Source organism: Amycolatopsis sp. NPDC059021, assembly GCF_042739895.1.
Taxonomy (GTDB): domain Bacteria; phylum Actinomycetota; class Actinomycetes; order Mycobacteriales; family Pseudonocardiaceae; genus Amycolatopsis.
This window is the reverse complement of the sequence record NZ_JBHYIQ010000037.1, coordinates 1-18,569: the sequence shown is the minus strand read 5'-3', so window position 1 is coordinate 18,569 and position 18,569 is coordinate 1. Positions and strand designations below refer to the sequence as shown.

Below are 18,569 nucleotides of genomic sequence, written 5' to 3'. Positions count from 1 at the left end.
CGGTGCGGGGCAGCACCTCAGTCCCCGAGTTCGACCGCGGACTCGTCGCCGGTCCTGGCAGGCGCGTGGGTGGCGTAGACCTGGCGCCAGTGCTGGGCCGAGCGGGTCAGGTCCTCGCTGACGCGGCGGAGGAACTGGCTCATGTTCTCCAGCCGGGTGCCCGCGGGGGTGGTGGCGCCGAGTCTCCGTGCGCCCGTCTCGCAGGCGTCGGCGATCTGGATGTCGATGCGCGCGCTGGCCATGATGGCCTGGAACCACATGTCTTCGTCGACCACGTAGCGTTCCGCCCGGCGGTGGGGATCGCGTTCGCGTTTGATGATTTCCCTTGCCTCCAGGTAGCCGACGGCCTTGGAGACGGAGGCGGGGCTGACGCGCAGGCGTCGCACGAGATCGGCCGAGGTGAGGCTGCCGCTGTCGGTGGTGAGGAGCGCGGAGAGCACCCTGGCCATCATCCTCGGGAGTCCTGTTTGGACGAACAGTTCCGTGCTGTGCGCGGCCACCCCGTGCACGACCCGCGGATCGCGCCCGCCGAGTCCGGCACCTCGCGGCGGCGGAGCCGGTGGAGTGGTCTTGCGGCTGCGCACATTCCGCGTTCCGGCCCGGTGGGCCTGGTCGACGCGGTAGCCGCCCGGCCCGCCGTTGCGCATCACCTCACGGGTGACGGTCGAGGTCGGCCGCCCGATGCCGCGGCCTATCGCGGCGTAGGTCAGCCCGTCACGCAATCCTGCGGCGATCTGCCGCCGGTCCTGCCTGGTGAGTCTTTCGCCGGCCATCTCCTACCCCTGACTCCTCGGTGTCGGAACACCATAACGCAACATGATCATTGCATTAGCCGACAGCGCCGCGCAACGAATCATGGCCTCTGACCTGCATATTCAGTCGTTGCGTCAGTGGAAGCTGATTGACCATATCGTGTATGCAACGTAACTTTTTTGATATCAGAAACGTTCGTAACGCAAAGGCAGCGACATGACCAACACCGATATCCAGCAGGTACTCGACTGGGCCGTGGCCGAGGTCGGCGTCCCCGGCATCGTCGTCGACGTCAAGGAGGGGAGCCGGACCTGGTTCGGCACCGCGGGCGTGGCCGATCGCGAGACCGGCGCCCGCCGTCGACCGGGGGAATACGCGCAGATCGGCAGCGGCAGCAAGGCGTTCATGGCCACGGTGCTCCTGGGGCTGGAGGCCGAGGGCAGGCTCAGCATCGACGACCCGGTGAACACGTGGCTGCCGGGCGTGCTGGACGTCAACGGCTACGACGGCGACAAGATCACCATCCGGCACCTGCTCAGCAACACCGGTGGCCTGTTCGCCACCGGGCTGGCGCCGGAACTGACCGATCGCTACGCCACCCGTGCCGCGTTCCTCGAGCATCGCTTCGACGAATTCACCACCGAGGACCTGTTCCGGATGACGGTCTCCCAGCCGCCGGCCGGCGAGCCCGGCGAACGCTTCCTGTACGCCAACGGCGGTTTCTACCTCGCCGAGGCGATGATCGAGAAGATCACCGGCAACAGCTTCGCCGAGGAGGTCGAACGCAGGGTCTTCCGGCCGCTCGGCCTGACCAGCACCTACGTGCGGCCGCGCGGGGAAACGAGCTACCGTGAGCCGCACCCGCGCGCGTACTCCCGGCAGTTCTTCAAGGACGGCACCGACATGTCCGCGGTCACCGGGGAGAACTGGGAGTCGCTGCTCGAGGATCCCGGGCTCGATCCGCTCGACGTCACCGAATTCAACACCTCGTGGGAGCCCGGCAACATCGTCTCCACCACCGGCGACATGATCCGCGCCGTCGGCGCGCTGGCGAGCGGCACCCTGCTGCCGCCTGCTCAGCACCGCCAGATGTGGACCACGGTCTCCACCGAAGGCGCCAACTGGTTGCCGCACACCCGATACGGCCTCGGCGTGTTCGAGTTCGAGAAGGCGGCCACCGGCGGCCGGACGCTGCGCGGCGTGGGCGGCAGTTACTGGGGAGCCATGTTCTTCACGGTGAGCACCGCCGACGGCGAACACGTCATCTCTGTCCAGACCAACATCGAATTGCTGTCCTGGGAGGTCCTTCGCAGGATTTACGAAGCGGGATTCGGGGTTTCCCTCGGCGCGTAAAGCAAATCACCGAGTCCGGTGGGACGCTTGTTGCACCCGGCCGGGGGAAATTCGTCCGGCCGGTTGCTCCGACCGCGTGACAGTGCTCCGAGGGGGCTCCCGATCCCGCGCCGAGAGGAGGAGGCTGCCCGTCGTCCCGGTGGCGGTGGCTGGACCCCCACGTCGCCAGTGTTCGGTTATGCCAAGGAGTTCCCACGATGGCCGCCGCCCCCGCAGCACCTCGGCACGTGCTGTTCGAGACCACCGACCACGACAAGGCGGGCGAGTACCTGACCGGCATCTACGGCGGAAATTTCCGGCTGGGCCTTGGCAGGAAAGGCGCACCCGTCCACCTCAGCTGGCGGATCACCAACACGTTCACTTTCGTTACTGCCGTTCACAGCGCCGAAATCGGCTACACCCTGGAGGCCGTGCCCTCGCTGATGATCGCCCGTCCCCTTACCGCGCCGGTGCACTACCGCTACGGTGGCGCCGCGCACTGTTTCCGCCCCGGCGAAGTGCATTTGTCCAACACGACCGAGGATCATCCCCCCATTCAGGCGTGGTGGCACAACGGCGCCGTTCAGGCCGTCACTTTTCCTTTCTTTTTGCTCGACCAGGTGGCCGCCGCGCCGGAGACCCGCCGCCCGAAGCCGGTCCGCTTCACCGACCTGCGCAGCACGACCCCGGACACGGCACGCCACCTGATCGCCACCATGGACTATCTTGCCACCAGCGTGCGCGACCGTCCCGAAACCATGGCGGAACCGCTCGTGACCGGGACGGCGGGACGGCTGCTGGCCGCCGTGGCACTGACCACCTTCCCCAACACCGCGCTGATCGATCCCACCATCGAGGACCGCCACGACGCCCACTCGACCACGCTGCGCCGGGCTATCGCCTTCATCGACGACCACGCCTACCACGACATCAGCGTCACCGAGATCGCCGCCGCGGCCAACGTCTCCATCCGGGCGCTGCAGCACGCCTTCCGCCGCCACCGCGGCACCACGCCGATGAGCTACCTGCGTCAGGCCCGTCTTCACCACGCTCACCAGGCGCTGCTGGCCGCCGATCCCGGCAGCGGTGTCACGGTGACCGAGATCGCCGCGCGCTGGGGTTTCTATCACCCTGGCCGGTTCGCCCGTCACTACCGCGCCACCTACGGCTATCCGCCCAGCCACACCCTGCAGCGCGACGGTCGCTGACCCCGGCGTCGCAGGTACGGGTGCCCTGCCCGGCCCGGCCGTCACAGCGCCTCCCGCTCGTGGGCCCGGCACCGCGGGGCGAGGTGGTGTGCCGTGTGGATCGCGGCCAGCTGGCCAGGGGTGAGCGAGGAAGTCAGCCCGGTCTCCGGGTCCTCGGCGCCCAGGATCACGATCGCGCCGAAACACGGCCGGCTGCGGCCTGCGAGGGTGGTGACCACGATGGTGGCCACCGGGTTGTGCGGATACAGCGCCGGTTCGAACTCGACCGCGTCGGCCATGCGCACCCACAACCCGTCCGGCAGCGTGATCCCGTTGCTGCGCTGATGGTGCGGGTCCACGTCCTGCGCGACCGCGGCGAACAACCCGGCCTGGAACGGGCCCCACTCCGTCTGTTCCAGACCCTCCTCGACCTCCCGTCGCAGCAGCCGCCCATCCACCGTGATGTGCGCGTAGGTAATCCTGGCTCCGGCCTGGCCGGAGCCAAGTCTGGCCGTCATCGACAGCACCACTCCCTGCCGGGCACACACCCATATCACCGCCATGGTCCACCGGAACCGGTTGCGAGGTCCCGGAAGCAGGCGACCCTAACGGCACCCGCCGGGCGCCGGCAGCACACAAAACGTCAAGCCGGAATACGCCATACGCGCCGCTGCGGCGAACCCGGCCGCAGCGGCGGAGCTACGCGGTGACCGGGCTCAATTCGACCGCCACCCCGTTGAACACCGCTGTGCCGGAGAGGGGATCCACTTCCTGCTCGTCGGTCAGCGCGTTGATGCTGACGCCCGGCTCTTCGGCAGCTTTGTGCTGCCGGGTGCCTGGCCGGCCGTGACCCCAGCCGTAGGGCAGACTCACCACACCCGGCCTGATGGCTTCGCTGAGCTCCGCGACCGCGACCACCTCCCGGTGTCGGCCGCGAACAGCCACCGGCTGCTCGTCGGACACGCCCAGCGCGGCGGCGTCGGTGGGATGGATCCGCAACCGGCACACCGTCGATCCGCCTGCCAGCGACCCGACGTTGTGCGACCAGCTGTTGAGCGAGCGCAGTTGCCGTCGCGAGATCAGCTGATAGCCCGGCCGCGGTGCGTCCAGCCGCCGCTCCAGCCGGTCGACGTCGGCCACGATCTTCCCGGGTGCGAGCTGGACCTTCCGGTTCGAGGTCAGCAGCACACCGGGAAGCGCCGGTTCCAGCGCACCCAGATCGACGCCGTGCGGATTCTCCTTCAGTACCGCCAGGTTCAGCCCGGGGCGCGAGCCGAGCAGATCGCCTGCCGGGCCCAGCCGCAGCATCAGATCGATCCGGCGCTCGACCGAATCGGCCCCCGTCAACCGCGCCGCCAGCTCGCCGATTTCCCGCGCGGCCAGGGGAGAACCCGGCCGGGCGGCCGCGGCACGCAATGCCCGGTCGATCACCGCGTCGTCCACCGCGTCCGGGGGCGGCGCCGGACCGCGGCCGGCGGCGATGTGCACCAACCGGGCCATCATCGCGGCCTCGCTCGGCCGCCCCGGTTCGAGCGGCCACGCGGGCGGCGAGTACCGGGCGACCCGCCGGACGGCCCGCCGGGCCAGCACCACTTCGTACTGTGGCGATTGCAGCGGCCGCGGGGGCGGCAGGATGACGTCCGCGTGCCGCGTCGTTTCGTTGAGGTAGGGATCCACGCTGACCATGAACTCCAGGTCGCCGAGGACTCCGTCCAGGCGTTCGCCGTTCGGCGCCGCGAGCACCAGATTGCCGGCCACCCCGATCAGCGCGCGTACTTGCCCGGGGCCCGGTGTCGCGATTTCGTCGGCAAGAGTCGCCGTGGGCAGCTCGCCCGACACCTCCGGAAGGCCCCGGACCCGGCTGTGCCAGCGACCGGTGGTGAACGGTTCGGCGGGCCGCGGGACCGCATGCGGAGCCTGGCCGAACAGGGTGCCGCCCGGCCGGTCGAGATTGCCGGTCAAGATGTTCACCACCTCGATCAGCCAGCTGGTCACCGTGCCGAACCGGGTTGTGCTGGTGCCCAGCCGCCCGTAGACCGCCGCGGTCCGCGCCGTGCTCAGCTCGCGCGCGAGCTCCCTGATGCTGTCCGGCTCCACACCGCACGCTGACGCCACCCGCTCGGGCGGGAAACGCGCGGCGATCGCCCGCACGACGTCCAAGCCGTCGAACCGGTCCGAACTCACCGGTGCGACCAGATCCTCGGCGAACAGCACGTGGATGATCCCGGCCAGCAGGTACGGATCGGCGCCGGGCGTGATGCGGACATGCCGATCGGCGGCCGCGGCGGTGCGGGTGCGGGCGGGGTCGGCCACCACGAGCCGCCCGCCACGCTTGCGCAGCTTCCGGATACGGCCGGGAATGTCGGGAGCGGTCCAGAGACTGCCGTTCGATTCGAACGGATTCGCGCCCAGGATCAGCAGAAGATCGGTGCGGTCGACGTCGGGCACCGGGATGGCCAGCGGGTCGCCGTACATCAGCCCGCACGCGACGCTTTTGGGCATGGTGTCCAAGGTCGCCGAGGTATAGACGTTCCGGGTCCCCAGCGCCTCTCGCAGCGGGGCGAAATACAGCGAGATGCCGAGCGTATGCACCATCGGGTTTCCGACGTACAAGGCGACCGCGTCGCGGCCGTGGGCGGCCTGAACCGCCCCCAGCCCTCGTGCGACTTCGGCGAATGCCTCGTCCCAGCCGGCCTCGACGAACTCGCCGTCCCGGCGAACCAGCGGCGCGTCGAGACGGTCCGGATCGTCGTTGAATTCGCCCAGCGACGCACCCTTGGGACACAGGTAGCCCCGGCTGAACACGTCCGCCTCGTCGCCCCGGACGGCGAGGACTCTGCCCGGCTCATGGACGATGGTGAGCCCACAGGCCGCTTCGCACAGTGCGCAGATGCGCAGCGAAGTGGTCGAGTCCGTCATGTCATTCTCACTTCCGCGGGAAGCGCGCATCAGTCCCGAGCCGGCCCGCCAGCTCCCGGATCGCCACGGCCGCGGCAATGGCATTGCCGCGGCCGTTGATATGGAGGTGGTCTTCGCTCCAGATGGAAGGATCCTCGGCGGCGTCCAGCCAGGTCAGCGAGAAATGCACGGCACCGAGTTCGGCCGCGACCCGGGCGGTGCGCTCACTGAACGTCCGCACCTTCGGACCCAGCAACGCCGACAGCCGGGACGGCAGGAATCCGGCACGGGAGATGTCGAACACCCCGACGGTGATCACGGTGATCTCGCGCCGGGTGAACTCGGCTACCAGATCGGTGAACGCCCGCGTGAACCTGTCTGGGTCGAAGTCCCGGCGCAGCACATCGTTTCCGCCGCAGGCGACCACGGCCAGGTCCGGCTCGAACGCCAAGGCGCGTGCCAATTGCTGCTCACGAACCTCGGAAAGCAGCAGACCTCGCTTGCCCAGATTCAGGTATTCGAGACTGCCGGTGGCCGATTTCACCGCCGCGGCGATGCGGTCGGCCCACCCGCCGCTGCCGTAGCCGTCGACGTCCTCGCCCGCTCCAGCGGCGACACTGTCACCGATCACGGCGAAGCGGCGCCACGGCGCGGTGGCCAGCAGGCGGTCCGATTCCCCGGGGTCCAGGGTGCGCGGATCTTCCGTTTCGTTCAGGTAGCGCGGTGCTGCCGGGAGTGCTTCGGTCATGGGCGTCCCCTAGTTCTCGGAATGTGGGCCGGATCGGACATCGGTGCCCGCCACGAGCTCCCGCACCGCGCTGCGGAATCCCGCGCACAGGAAGGCGAATTCGGCGTCGGACAGGATCGCGGGCGGGGAGATCCGGACCACGATGTCGCTGCCGAGCGTCGCGGTGGCGATCACTCCGGCGTCCGACAGCCCGCCGAGCAGGGCCCCCGCGAGTTCGACCCGCGCGCACTCGATACCGAGCAGCAGCCCGCGTCCCCGCACCTCCCGGATCAACTGCGGCGCGACGGCGGCGATCTCGGTGAATTCCGCCAGCAGCCGATCGCCGAGCCGCTCCGACCGCGCCACCAGGTCATCCCGTTCGATGACATCGAGCGTCGTGGTGACCGCGACCGCCGCCAACGGCGAGCCGCCGAAAGTGGACGAATGGACACGCGCGTTCCGGTTGATCGGGGCGAACGCGCGGTCGGTCGCGATCACCGCGCTGACCGGCATGCAGCCGCCGCCGAGACCCTTGCCCGCCAGCAGGACATCGGGCACGACGTCCTCGATCGAGCAGCCCCACCAAGCACCGAGCCTGCCGATGCCGGTCTGCACCTCGTCGAGCACCAGCATCGCGCCATGGCGATCGCAGGCGTCCCGGACCTCGCGGAGATATCCCGGCGGCGGAATGCGGATGCCCCCTTCGCCCTGTACCGGTTCCAGCACGACGCAGGCTCGCCGGGAATCCGCGGCCAGCTCGCCGGCCAGGGCGGCGGCATCGCCGAACGGCACGGTCGACACGTCGGGCAGCAATGGCTTGAACGGTCGCTGATAGATCAGGCGATCGGTGATGCTCAACGCTCCCAGCGTCTTTCCGTGGAAGCCGCCCTTCGCGCAGATCACCCGCCGATGACCGGTGGCCCGGCCGAGCTTCAGCGCGGTCTCCACCGCCTCGGCGCCGCTGGTGCCGAAGTAGACGTAATCCAGGCCCGGCGGCGCGATTCCGGCGAGTCGTTCGGCGGCCAGCGCCAGTTCCGCGCTGAGCATGCTGCGCGTCGACAGCGCCCGCGTACCCAATTGCCGCTGCAGCGCGCCGACGACGTCGGGGTGGCTGTGCCCCAGCAGGAACACGCCGTACCCGCCGCAATCGAGATAACGGCGGCCCGCGGAGTCGGTGATCCAGGCGCCTTCACCGGTGGATTCGACGGGCTGGCGGGTCTTCTCCGCGATGTCCGCGGCAGCCTGGCCGAGATGCCGCCGGTACCGGCCGACAACCTCCGCGACGGTGTCGGCCCGTCCATTCAGGTCATGCATTCCGCGTCCCTTCCAGGATCAGCCGGGCCGCGTTCTCGGCGATCGCGACCGTCGCGGCGTTCGGGTGTGCGGCAGGCAAATGCGGCATGACCGACGCGTCGGCCACCCGCAGACCAGTGACGCCACGCACCTCGAGCCGGGGGTCGACCACGGAGGCCGGGTCCTGGCCCATCCGGCACGTCCCCGCCGGGTGGTACAGGGTTTCGGCATTGTGGGATATGTAGTCACGGATCTCGCCGGTGCCGGCATCCGCGGCAAGCGAGACGGTTTCCGGCTCGAACGCCGCGTCGGCCGGGAATCGGGACAGTACCCGGAGGGTGAACCGGATTCCGGCGACCAGGGTTTCCGTATCGGCAGGGTCCGCCAGGTACCGGGGGTCGATCGTCGGCGCGGTCGCGATGTCGGCCGCGGCAAGACCGAGCCGTCCCCGGCTGCGGGGTCGCAGCAGCACCACACAGACGGTACTGCCGGCACCGGTACCGGATCGGCCGTGATCGCGAAACTGCACCGGCATCCAGAGCAATTCGACATCCGGACCGGGAGCCGCGGGATCGAGGCGGACAAAGGCAGCGGCCTCCGCCAGGTTCGAGCTCAGCGGTCCCCGGCGGGTCTGGACATAACGGCGGAGATCCCAAGCCGGTTCGCCCGCTTCGGACGGCACACCGATGACGGGAACCTGCAGGTGGTCGACCAGGTGCGCACCGACGTCCGGCGCCGCGACCAGTACCGGGATCTCGCGCCGCGCCAGCTCGCCCGGCGGCCCGATCCCCGAGACCAGCAGCAAATGCGGGCTGCCGATCGCTCCGGCCGCCAGGATCACCTCCCGCCGGCAGTACTCCTCCCGCCGGACACCGTCCGCGTCCTCGTACTCGATCCCGACCGCACGCGTCCCGTCGAAAAGAATCCGCCGCACGCAGGTTCCGGCCCGCACAGTCAGATTTCCCCGCTCGAGTGCCGGACGCAGGTAGCCATCCGCGACGCTGAACCGCTGCCCCTCGTGCTGGCTCACCCAGGTGAGTCCGCTGCCCTCGGCCTCGGACAACGCGAGACCGTCCACAGTGGCCAGTCCGGTTTCACCGCAGGAGCGCACGAATTCGCGAGCTCGCGGATCCGGGTCACGCAACGGGCCCACCCACAGCGGGCCGGAGCCGTCACCCGGCACCGGGCGTTCGGCCCGGACAAGCTGACCGCGGACCCGCTCTCGGCGCCATTCCGGGCCGCCTGCCCGCGCCCACTCGTCGAAATCCGCCGGGTGCCCGCGGGTCCAGATCTGGGCGTTGATCGCCGCGCTGCCGCCGAGCGTCCGGCCCCTCGGCCAGCGCAGTTCGCGTCCGTTCAGCCCCGGCTGGGCCACGGTCCGGAAATCCCAGTCGTATTCGGTGCCGAACACCTTGGGGTATGCCGCCGGAATGCGAATCTCGGATCTGGCATCCGGCGGACCCGCTTCCATCAGCAGCACCGCGCGGTCACCACGTTCGGTCAGCCGGTTCGCGAGGACGCAACCGGCCGAACCCGCGCCGACGACGATGTAGTCGATCATTTCCGCTGTCCTCATCGGTCCTGTCCGGGCGCCGAAACAAGCGTTCCGACGTAGGGATCCGGCAGCCGCAGCGTGGTCGTCCGCCAGCGTTCGCCGGCACGGATCACGTCCGCGGCCGAACGCATGGCCGGCACGCCACTGCCCATGGCCTTCACCACCGCCTCCCGCCGCGTCCAGATCTCGGCGAACCGCCGGTCACGCCGGTCACCGGCGAGCCCGCGCAATTCGGCTTGCTCGGCCTCGGAAAAGCAGCGCCGGGCCACGTGCTCGGCGAGATCGCCGCGGTCGGCCGATTCGACGTCGACCCCGACCCGCACCCGGTCGCCGACCGCGACCACGAACATGTCCCCGGCGTGGCTGAGGCTGACCTCAAGACCAGTCCCACCGGCGACGCGCACTTTGCCCACCGCAGTCGGCACGAGCGGCACCTCGGCCGGCGACACTCCCAATACTTTGCCCAGTACTGTGCGCAAGGCAATGCGTCCTTTGCGGAACTCGGCGCGGGCGGTCCGGGAACGCAGGCGCTCGCCGAGTCCCAGCTCGGCCTCGCTCAGCACCCGAGCCGCCGCTGGCCACCGGTCGTCCTGCCTGCCGACCGACCAGGCCCACACGTCGCGATCGCCGTCTTGGCGACCGACGACCGACACCGTGAGCGCGGTCGCCTCGGTGCGAACACTCATCGGCTCGCGGACCGGATCCGGGCCACCAGTTGCGCCGGCGTCTCGCCGAAATGGGTAGTCAGCGCGCTGATCCAGCGTTCGACGCCGAAGGCGAGACATCCGGTGAAAGCGTATTCGCCGTCGTCCTGCCGGATGTCGAGCCGTTCGCCGAAGAAGTTGCGGTGAAAGTTCACCGAGCCGATGGCGAGGTCGCCGCCGAACACGAATTCCTCCTTCACCGGGAACAGCTTCTGCATCAGGCTCCGGGCGCCGTCGCGATCGAAGAACGGGTCCGTAGCCGGTTGCACCTCGACCGGCAGGCCGAGCTCGGCGAGGAAACCGGTCACGATCCGCTTGCTCCGCGCCAGATGCTCCAGCACATCCGCGCGCGAACCGACGCAGACGATCTCGCGCATCGAGAAGCCCAGCAGCCGGCGCAATCCGTCATAGTGCGTCTCGTGCCGGAAACACGTGGCGACCGTGGTGATGCGACGGGGCCCGGCGAGCCGGGCGCCGCGCAAGCTCAGGTAGACGCTGTAGCAGGCGGCGGAGGGCAGGGCGAACCCGGCAGGCTCCAGATCCGCCGCCTCCACCGCGGGTCCGGGAAGTCCGGATCGAGAGTACTTCTCCGCGGCGTCGCCACGGATCCGGCTCCCCAGCACGGCCAGCTGCGGGAAATTCTTGAAGTAGTCCAAGGATTCGAGGTCCGCGGTGCTCAGCAGCGGGGGATACTGCACCGGCACCGCTGCGAAATCCGCCGCCCAGCGGAGGTAGAGGGCTTCCAGTTCGGCCCGCAACCGCAAGGTCTCCGGGCCGAGGGTGGGCAGCCCGGACCGCGCGCTGACGTCGGCCGCTCCTGGCGATGTCGATGTGGTCATCGAAGAAACCTCGCTTCGATGGCGTCGATGGTCCGGAAATCGTTGGGGGCCACTTCCTCCATCGTGATCTCCCGTCCTGTCAATTCCTCCAGGAGGTACAGGAAGTTGACGAATCCGAGCGAGTCCAGAATCCGGTTCTCGATGAGATCCAGATCGCGGGGGATGTCCTCGAGGTCCGGCTTCTTCGCCAGCAGGTAGTCGATGACGACCGCGACGGGATCGGTGGTCTCGGTGCCGCTCATGCCGGCCCCGGCAGCACGTCGTCGGACAGGATGCCCTCGTTGAGCAGGAATTTCATCGACCGCTTCAGGATCTTGGCCTGGTACTCCGCGTTCGCGGGATCGGCCAGGATCCGCCGCCGGAGCGCGTACGGATCGGGTATTCCGGCATCCTTGAAGACGGCCGGGCTGACCAGGCTCTCGACGGAACGCTTGAGATAGCGCTTGACGTAAGTCTCCAGTTCGGCGAGTTCCGCCGCCGACAACCGCGTGCGCAGATCCGCGTGCAGGACCGAGACGATCTGGCGGCCGAAGGCCACGTGCCGCGACTCGTCCTGATGGTGGATGTAGTTGACCTGCTTGATCGTTTCGTGCAGGCGGTCGTCGGTGCCCATGCGGCTGTTGAAGTAGTCGACGATCTCTTCGAACAGCAGCAGCCGGGCGAACACCAGGAAGTGCGCCGACGGGCCGGCCGACTCGATGTCGAGCCGGAAGGAGGTGTTCGGGTAGATCTTGTCGCCGTACTTCAGGCAGAAGGTGGCGAAGAACCACATGTGCTCGTTCTCTTCGCCGATCATGTGGTGGAAGTACTCGGAGGAGATCCGGAACTCGTCGGTGTGAATCCGCTGGATGATCTCCACGATCAATTCGCGGATACCGTGGACGTTCAGGCTGTAGAAGTTGATGCTCTCCCACTTGCTGATCGCCCAGAGCTGCTCTTCCGACAGCTCGCCGGCGACCTCGGTCCCGTACGTCGACATCAGTTCCGGGCTCATCCAGTACTGCTTCTCCGGCAGCGACTCCGGCCAGTCGAACACCTCGTACGGATTGTAGTAATCGGATTTCGACATGCCGACCAGCCGGTCGAGAATCGTCACCAGCCGATCGGACGAAGACAGCAGGCTCGTCATAGCGGTTCCCCCTTAACTGCGTTGAGCTCCTTGACGGCGCGGATCGTCAGAGTGGACTTCGGCACTGTCGATGTGCCGCCGCGACTGTGGTGGTAAAGCCCGTTATCGGCTTCGTGCGCCGTCGGGAGCAGGCGATTGAGCGCCGATCCGAAGCAGGCTTCGCGGAAGTCCGGATGCGCTCGTCCCGCATGGTCGGCGAGACCGGCGAAAATCGGGTCGACGATTTTCACCTGCCCGTCGTCGTCGGTGACCTCCAGCCAGGAATGCGCGAGATCGAGCATGCCGAGGATCCAGCCCCGCCGAGTGCGCGCGGGATACCCCGCGGCCCGCGCCTTCCCGGCCAGGTCCAGACTGACCGAAATGCACGGTGCCACCCCGTGGGGCAGCACCAGTTCCGGGTGCCGTTGCAGTTCCTCCGGCATCCGCGCCCACCGGTAGTCCCCGTGTGAATACTCGCTGACGATCTCGCGCAATCGGCGCGATCGCAGCGTGCGGGGTTCCCCGACGGTCCGCAGCACCGCGTCCACCTGCGCGGTGTCGCCATCCGTCACCACGACGACGTCGGGGCCAGGCGTCTCCGCGTCCCGGTTCCCCGGCGTCGTGTCGAGGCGCTCGACCTGCCCGCCGAATGCCTCCGGCAGCGGCCTGGCCACCGAAAAGGTCGCCTCTCCGCCGTGGCCCGAAGGCCCCGTCATGGTCAGCGAGTAGTTCCATCGCATGGGCTGGAACCAGGTGTGCGGATCCCGCGTCATCCAGCGCAACGCGAAACGAATTCCCATTTCCGCGGCCGAAACCCCGGACTTCGAGTACAGCGCGAGATTGAACAGGTCGTGCCGGTCGAACAGCTCGCCGTCACCGGAGTGCGGCAGTCCCGCGTTCACCAGCTCGGTGAGCACCTCGTCCGAGCAGCGCAAGATATCCAGCGCGCCGGCCCGGTCGACGTCCTCCCGCCGATAGCCCGGCGGAATGGTGAACAACGCGTCCAGCGTCGCGAGCCAGTCGTCCACCGGGAGATCCGAACGCGCCCGCAGGGCACCGGCCGCCTTCATCAGATACGGTCCGCGACGGCTCGGCCGATCAGCTCTTCGACATCGCCGACGGTGACCAGCGTGGGCGCGTCGTCGTCGATGGGACCCAGTTCGAATTCGGATTCGAGCACCAGCGACAACTCGACCAGCGTCATCGAGTCGAGGCCGAGATCCTCCATCAAGCGATCCGCGCTGGAAACCGTGTGATCATCGAGCGGCGACATCTCGGTGATGATCTCCCGCACCTGCGCGGAAACTTTACTGTCTGCCACGTGTTCTCCTAGCCTTTCTTATTCGGCGTCCGAGGCCGGCACGGACCGGACCGGATGCGGCAGGTCCCATTGACCGGAGTACGCGTCGAGCGCCCGGTCGATTGCCCGGTCGAACGCGTCCGTGGCCGCCGGTACCGCGGCGGGCAGCCCGATACTGTGCAATTGCCGCGCCACTCGCTCGCGAGCCGTCGACCACACGCCCCGCAACTGGGCGGCGCGCTGTTCCAGTCCGACGCGGATGACCGGTGTCGGTTGTTTGGTACGCGGCCCGACCAGGACCAGCGCGGCGAGCTCGATCGCCTCGGTGTAGGTCGCGGCCAGCGATGCGCCCAGCCCTTCGGACACCGCCCGTCGTGCGGCCAGGAGCCCGAAGGAGATGTGCCGGGATTCGTCGCGAGTCACGTTCGTCAGCCCGGCATCGAGCACCGGCAGCCCGAGCGTGCGTGCCAGCCGCCGCGTGGTGCGCAGGCCGGTCGCGGCCAGGATTCCCTCGGTCGCCAGGTGGTAATACGTGGACGCCGCTTGCCACGCCACCGGATCACCGGAATTCAGGTGGACGTTCTTGGTCACCCGCCGCAGTTCCGGATCGAAGTAGTGCCCGTAGTCGGTCCCGGCTCGCAGCTGCGGGGTTTCGGCGGCCACGTCGATGCCGATGACCTGCTCGAGGTAGGTCTGGAAGAACTTGACGTGCCGCGCCTCGTCGGCGATCTGAGTCGCGAGATACAGCTGATCGCCTTCGAATCGCGCGTGCTCGATCAGGGAACTGAGCGTCGCGGTGACCGATGCCTCGCCGACCTCGATCTCGGCGAGTGAGCGCATCAATTCCTGGCGGTGAAACGGACGCAGCTTCGCCCACACCGCGCGATCACGGTCGTAGTCGAGCTCACCGACCGCCCAATGCTGGTTTTCCCAACGCTGATACAACGCGTGAGTGCCGACTCCCCGTTCGGTGCCGCTCGCGGGCTGGTCGGTGAGCACGGACTCCAGTTCGTCGTCGATCGCAGTGGTCACCGCGGACCTCCGTCTTCGGATCGCATTTCCGAATCCCACGGAGCCGGTTTGCCGGACACCTCGCCCCAGGTGCTGTGGACCACTTCGCCGCGCAACTCGCCGGCGAGCACCGAACGCCAGAGCACCCGCCGGCGCGGTTTTCCGCTCGACGTCCGCTCGATGGCATCCGGCGCGCCCCGGACGATCGCGAGCGCGACGGACTCGGCGGTCCGCGACCGCAGCAGCGTGGCGATCGGGCGCGGGTCGATCTCCCGGTCGCCGCACGCGAGGATCACCACCGCCAGATCCACGAGGTCGGCGGTGCCGAGCAGGACCACGACCCGGTTCGGGGTGACCCCGAGTTCGGTGGCGATCTCCAGCTCCAGGTCCTCGGCGTGCACCGCGGCGCCCCGGATCTTGAGGCTGTCCCCGATCCGGCCGACGACGAACAGGGTGCCGTCGACGATGATCCCGGCGTCCCCGGTCTCGTATCCCTTGGCGGTGAACCGGCCCGGGGCGACGTCACCCTGATAGCCCTGTGCGACGGCGGTACCGCGGACCCGGATCTGGCCGAGATACCCTTCGGCCAGTTCGGCCCCCTGCTCGTCGATGATGTCGACCGACATCCCGGGCACCGCGGCGCCGCAGCCGGTCAGCCAGGTGCCCGTCGCCGGCTGATCGACGCCGAGCACGCCCGCGTCGCCGAACTTGACCGGAGTGCCCTCGGCGATGACGGGGGAATCCACCTCCCTGATCACCGTGCCGGTCCCGGGAGTCACTCCGGTCACCGCCAGCGTCGCCTCGGCCATGCCGTACGCGGCCACGAGAGCGGACGGGTCGAACCCGAAGGGGGACAGCAGTCGGCCGAATCGGCCCATACCGGTGGGGTCGATGCGCTCGGCGCCCAGGATGGCGACTCGCCATCGGGAGAAGTCGAGCCCCTCGAGCTGTTCGGGACGCACTCGCTTCGCGGCGTAGGCATAGCCGAAGCTGGGCGCCGAGGTGGCGGTGGCGAGTCCCCGCCCGAGCAGGCGCAACCAGGACAGGGGATCGCGCAGAAAGTCCTGCGGTGCCATCAGGTACAGGCTGTTCTGCAGCACCACGTTGTGCACCATGGTGATCAAACCCATGTCGTGATAAAGCGGTACCCACTGCGCGAAGACGTCGTCCGGGGTGAGCCCCAGCCAGTCCCGTTGCGCGGCGATGGTCGAAACAAGGTTGCCGACACTGACGCGCACGCCTTTGGGCGCACCACTGGATCCGGAGGTGTACTGCAACAGCGCCAGGTCCGGAAGCGGCAGCGGGGCAGTGGCTTCCGCGCCGGAACCGGAGTCTTGGCTCGAAACGAGCACCGGCCCCGACCCGACGCGCTCGGAAGCCTCGCGGGCGTACCGGGCCAGCAGGTCGTCGAAAACGATGGCCGTACAGCCGGATACGCAGATGATGTTGGCGGCGTGCTCCAGGTATCGCTCGTCATTGCCGAAGGTGGCGGGCGTCGCCAGCGGAGACGGCGTGCACCCTGCCGCCAGCACCCCGAAAAAGGCGGTCGTGAACTGGAGCGGGTCTCCGACCGCCAGGACGATCACCGACCCGGGCCGGACCCCGGCGGCCAAGATGCGCTGCGCGGTGCGCAAGGATTCCGTCGCGAGTTCCGCGTACGGATGATAGGACCACTCGCCAGGACCGGCCGCGATATGGAGTCCATGGCCCGGACGCGGCGCGGTCAGCCAGTGGTTGAGGGAGATCTGATCGGACATTTCCTGTTCGCTCATCTCGACGTAGTGATCAGGCACCTTGCGACCGCAGCAGCACTTTGTCGGGCTTGCCGTTGGCGTTCAGCGGAAGAGTGCTCAGGACGGTGATCTTCTCGGGCACGTGGACCACGGACAGGGACCGGGCGATACGGTCGCGAATGCTGTCCACCTCGATCACCGCGTCCGGATCGCATTCGATCGCGGCGTGAATGTGCTCGGTCCCGTCTCGGTCCTGCACGCCATAGACGGCAGCGTGCCGGACACCCGGGTGGGAGAGGATTTCTCCCTCGACGACGATCGGATGGACCTTGACGCCGTCGACCTTGATCACCTCGGCCACCCGGCTCGTCAGATGCAAGTAGCCTTCGTCGTCGAAATAGCCGATGTCTCCGGTGAAATACCAGCCGTCACGAAGAGCGCGTGCGGTCAGTTCCGGGTCGCCGGTGTAGCCGTCCATCATCTGCGGAGAGCGCACGCGGACTTCGCCGATCTGCCCCGTCGCCAGCTGTGCGCCCGATTCCGAGTCGCAGACGACGGCCTCCACCTGGGGATGAGGGCGCCCGACGGTGGTCGCGAGCGACGGGTCACCATGCTCGTCGGGGGTGAGGTACGTGACCCGGCCGGTCTCCATCGAGCCGTATCCCTGCGCCAGGATGGGGCCGAAAAGAGCGAAAGCCTGCGCGATTCGCGCGGGCGCAGCGGGGCTGCCGCTGTAGAAAATCCGCTTCAGCGACGACAAGCCCGCTGCTTCGATGTCGCGAATTCCCTGCTCGTGGAGATGGTCGATGAGCTGGAACACGTGTGTGGTCGCCATGTAGGTCCACGTGATGTCTCCTTCGGAGACGGTCTTCACGAGTTCCTCGGCGCTGTAGTTTTCGAGGAGATGAACCGCTCCGCCCAGTGCGAGAGTCGCGTCCGCGATCGGGGCGACGGAATGGCTCAACGGTGTCGACACCAGCATCGTCGCACATTCGACCTGGCGACCGACGGTGATGAATGCCTGTACCGCGCATTCCCATGCCCGGCCCGCCATCCGGATGCCCTTGGGCCGTCCTGTGCTGCCACTCGTGAAGGTGACCGCGGCCAGCGCGTCCGCATCCCAGGATACGGCGCCCAGGATGTCGGCGATGTCGACCTGCCCGGCCCCATCGCGGTCCGCGTGATCAAGCCGGGCTACCGGAAGGCCGCCTCCGCCTTCGGCGATCTCCCTGGCACGCTGGGAGTGTTCGGCGTCGGCGTACACGGTCATGGCGTCGGTTTCGCGCAAGATCCGGATCTGGTCGTCCAGCGGAAGGACCGTCGATCTGGTCCCGGGATTACTGGTCCGCAGATAGCAGACGGCGCCACCGAGCAGATGCGCCGCGTACCGCACCGTGAGCATCTCCGGGCTGTTGGGCGCGACCAGAATCGCGACCATGTCCCCTTTGCCGACTCCGCAAGTACGCAGCGCGTGGAGCGTTTCGGTCACGGAGCGAATCAGATCGCCACCGGAGAACGCCTTGCCCCGCCAATACGCGGCAGGACGATCCGGCGCGGCCGCGAGCACCGAGAGGATTTCCGAGACATAACTTCGACTGACGCTCCACCAATGCTCGGGTGGGATCATGAGACCTTCCTCATCATTTCCTGGCGATAGCGATTCCACGACCTCGCCCCGCTTCCCGCGGTGGCTGCGGCTTGACTTCCGGTTCCGTGAGATGTCCGCCGTTTCCGCACCTGAATATCGTGGTGTGTCCGACTGGGGCCGATCGATTCTTGCCGGGCGGGTGAAGTACGCGGTAGGGCGTTCGACCGGCTACAACGGCGCATCGAAAAGCCCCCGATCGGGGTAGCCGTTCGGGGCGCGGCCGACCCCGGAGCCGGGTTCCGGGCGCCCACGGCCGCGCGTGAGCCGGGCGTGAGGACCGCCGTCCGCGGGCTCGGGCCGCCGGAGGTTGTCGCGAACGCTCCGTTGGGGACGGTGAGCGTCTCGAACGCGTCGTTCACGACACCGGCACGGCGTGGCTGGGCGTCCCACCCTTGTCGCGAACGCTCCGTTCGTGACGTTGAACCTGGGGCCCGGTCGGGCAGCGTCCACAATGCCCGGGGGTGGGCCCGAAACAGGCCGC

The 18,569-nt window shown here is 68.4% G+C and carries 17 protein-coding genes; 2 read left to right on the top strand and 15 right to left on the bottom strand.

Features of this window, described 5'->3' with window-relative positions; genetic code table 11:
• Window positions 1–17: 17 nt before the first annotated feature.
• Window positions 18–773: a MarR family transcriptional regulator gene (locus ACFWX1_RS22195; protein WP_378390123.1), complete on the bottom strand. Its 756-nt coding sequence runs from the start codon at window positions 771–773 to the stop codon at window positions 18–20.
• Between the two features lie 196 nt (window positions 774–969).
• Between ACFWX1_RS22195 and ACFWX1_RS22190 the strand changes: the two genes are divergently transcribed.
• A complete protein-coding gene (locus ACFWX1_RS22190) occupies window positions 970–2,106 on the top strand; it encodes a serine hydrolase domain-containing protein (RefSeq protein ID WP_378390121.1) in 1,137 nt (378 codons plus the stop codon).
• Window positions 2,107–2,303: 197 nt separating this feature from the next.
• Window positions 2,304–3,293, top strand: a complete 990-nt coding sequence (locus ACFWX1_RS22185; protein ID WP_378390119.1) for a helix-turn-helix domain-containing protein — start codon at window positions 2,304–2,306, stop codon at window positions 3,291–3,293.
• Window positions 3,294–3,334: 41 nt separating this feature from the next.
• Here the strand turns inward: ACFWX1_RS22185 and ACFWX1_RS22180 are convergent, their stop codons facing one another.
• From ACFWX1_RS22180 to ACFWX1_RS22115, 14 genes are all read right to left on the bottom strand, one after another.
• Window positions 3,335–3,790 carry a hypothetical protein gene (locus tag ACFWX1_RS22180; RefSeq protein WP_378390117.1) on the bottom strand — a complete coding sequence of 152 codons (456 nt, stop codon included), beginning with the start codon at window positions 3,788–3,790 and terminating at the stop codon, window positions 3,335–3,337.
• 181 nt (window positions 3,791–3,971) lie between these two features.
• The gene (locus tag ACFWX1_RS22175) at window positions 3,972–6,191 is read right to left on the bottom strand and encodes a molybdopterin-dependent oxidoreductase (protein WP_378390115.1); all 2,220 of its coding nucleotides are present in this window, start codon (window positions 6,189–6,191) and stop codon (window positions 3,972–3,974) included.
• Between the two features lie 7 nt (window positions 6,192–6,198).
• A complete protein-coding gene (locus ACFWX1_RS22170) occupies window positions 6,199–6,918 on the bottom strand; it encodes an SGNH/GDSL hydrolase family protein (protein WP_378390113.1) in 720 nt (239 codons plus the stop codon).
• Between the two features lie 9 nt (window positions 6,919–6,927).
• A complete protein-coding gene (locus tag ACFWX1_RS22165) occupies window positions 6,928–8,211 on the bottom strand; it encodes an aspartate aminotransferase family protein (RefSeq protein ID WP_378390111.1) in 1,284 nt (427 codons plus the stop codon).
• Entirely contained in the window at window positions 8,204–9,751 is a 1,548-nt protein-coding gene (locus tag ACFWX1_RS22160; RefSeq protein WP_378390109.1) for a GMC family oxidoreductase, read from the bottom strand. The genes ACFWX1_RS22165 and ACFWX1_RS22160 overlap by 8 nt, the downstream gene beginning before the upstream one ends.
• 11 nt (window positions 9,752–9,762) lie before the next feature.
• On the bottom strand, window positions 9,763–10,431 hold the full coding sequence (locus tag ACFWX1_RS22155; RefSeq protein WP_378390107.1) for a 4'-phosphopantetheinyl transferase family protein: 669 nt from the start codon (window positions 10,429–10,431) through the stop codon (window positions 9,763–9,765).
• Window positions 10,428–11,288, bottom strand: a complete 861-nt coding sequence (locus ACFWX1_RS22150) for an aminoacyl--tRNA ligase-related protein (protein WP_378390105.1) — start codon at window positions 11,286–11,288, stop codon at window positions 10,428–10,430. Before ACFWX1_RS22150 ends, ACFWX1_RS22155 begins: the two co-directional genes overlap by 4 nt.
• A complete protein-coding gene (locus ACFWX1_RS22145) occupies window positions 11,285–11,530 on the bottom strand; it encodes a hypothetical protein (RefSeq protein WP_378390103.1) in 246 nt (81 codons plus the stop codon). Before ACFWX1_RS22145 ends, ACFWX1_RS22150 begins: the two co-directional genes overlap by 4 nt.
• The gene (locus ACFWX1_RS22140) at window positions 11,527–12,417 is read right to left on the bottom strand and encodes a diiron oxygenase (protein WP_378390101.1); all 891 of its coding nucleotides are present in this window, start codon (window positions 12,415–12,417) and stop codon (window positions 11,527–11,529) included. Before ACFWX1_RS22140 ends, ACFWX1_RS22145 begins: the two co-directional genes overlap by 4 nt.
• Complete coding sequence (locus tag ACFWX1_RS22135; RefSeq protein ID WP_378390099.1) at window positions 12,414–13,466, bottom strand: transglutaminase domain-containing protein; 1,053 nt, start codon at window positions 13,464–13,466, stop codon at window positions 12,414–12,416. The genes ACFWX1_RS22140 and ACFWX1_RS22135 overlap by 4 nt, the downstream gene beginning before the upstream one ends.
• Window positions 13,466–13,717: an acyl carrier protein gene (locus ACFWX1_RS22130; RefSeq protein WP_378390097.1), complete on the bottom strand. Its 252-nt coding sequence runs from the start codon at window positions 13,715–13,717 to the stop codon at window positions 13,466–13,468. Before ACFWX1_RS22130 ends, ACFWX1_RS22135 begins: the two co-directional genes overlap by 1 nt.
• Before the next feature lie 18 nt (window positions 13,718–13,735).
• Window positions 13,736–14,728 carry a ribonucleotide-diphosphate reductase subunit beta gene (locus ACFWX1_RS22125; RefSeq protein WP_378390095.1) on the bottom strand — a complete coding sequence of 331 codons (993 nt, stop codon included), beginning with the start codon at window positions 14,726–14,728 and terminating at the stop codon, window positions 13,736–13,738.
• Complete coding sequence (locus tag ACFWX1_RS22120; RefSeq protein ID WP_378390093.1) at window positions 14,725–16,500, bottom strand: AMP-binding protein; 1,776 nt, start codon at window positions 16,498–16,500, stop codon at window positions 14,725–14,727. Before ACFWX1_RS22120 ends, ACFWX1_RS22125 begins: the two co-directional genes overlap by 4 nt.
• Complete coding sequence (locus tag ACFWX1_RS22115) at window positions 16,493–18,067, bottom strand: class I adenylate-forming enzyme family protein (protein WP_378390091.1); 1,575 nt, start codon at window positions 18,065–18,067, stop codon at window positions 16,493–16,495. The genes ACFWX1_RS22120 and ACFWX1_RS22115 overlap by 8 nt, the downstream gene beginning before the upstream one ends.
• Between the last annotated feature and the right edge of the window lie 502 nt (window positions 18,068–18,569).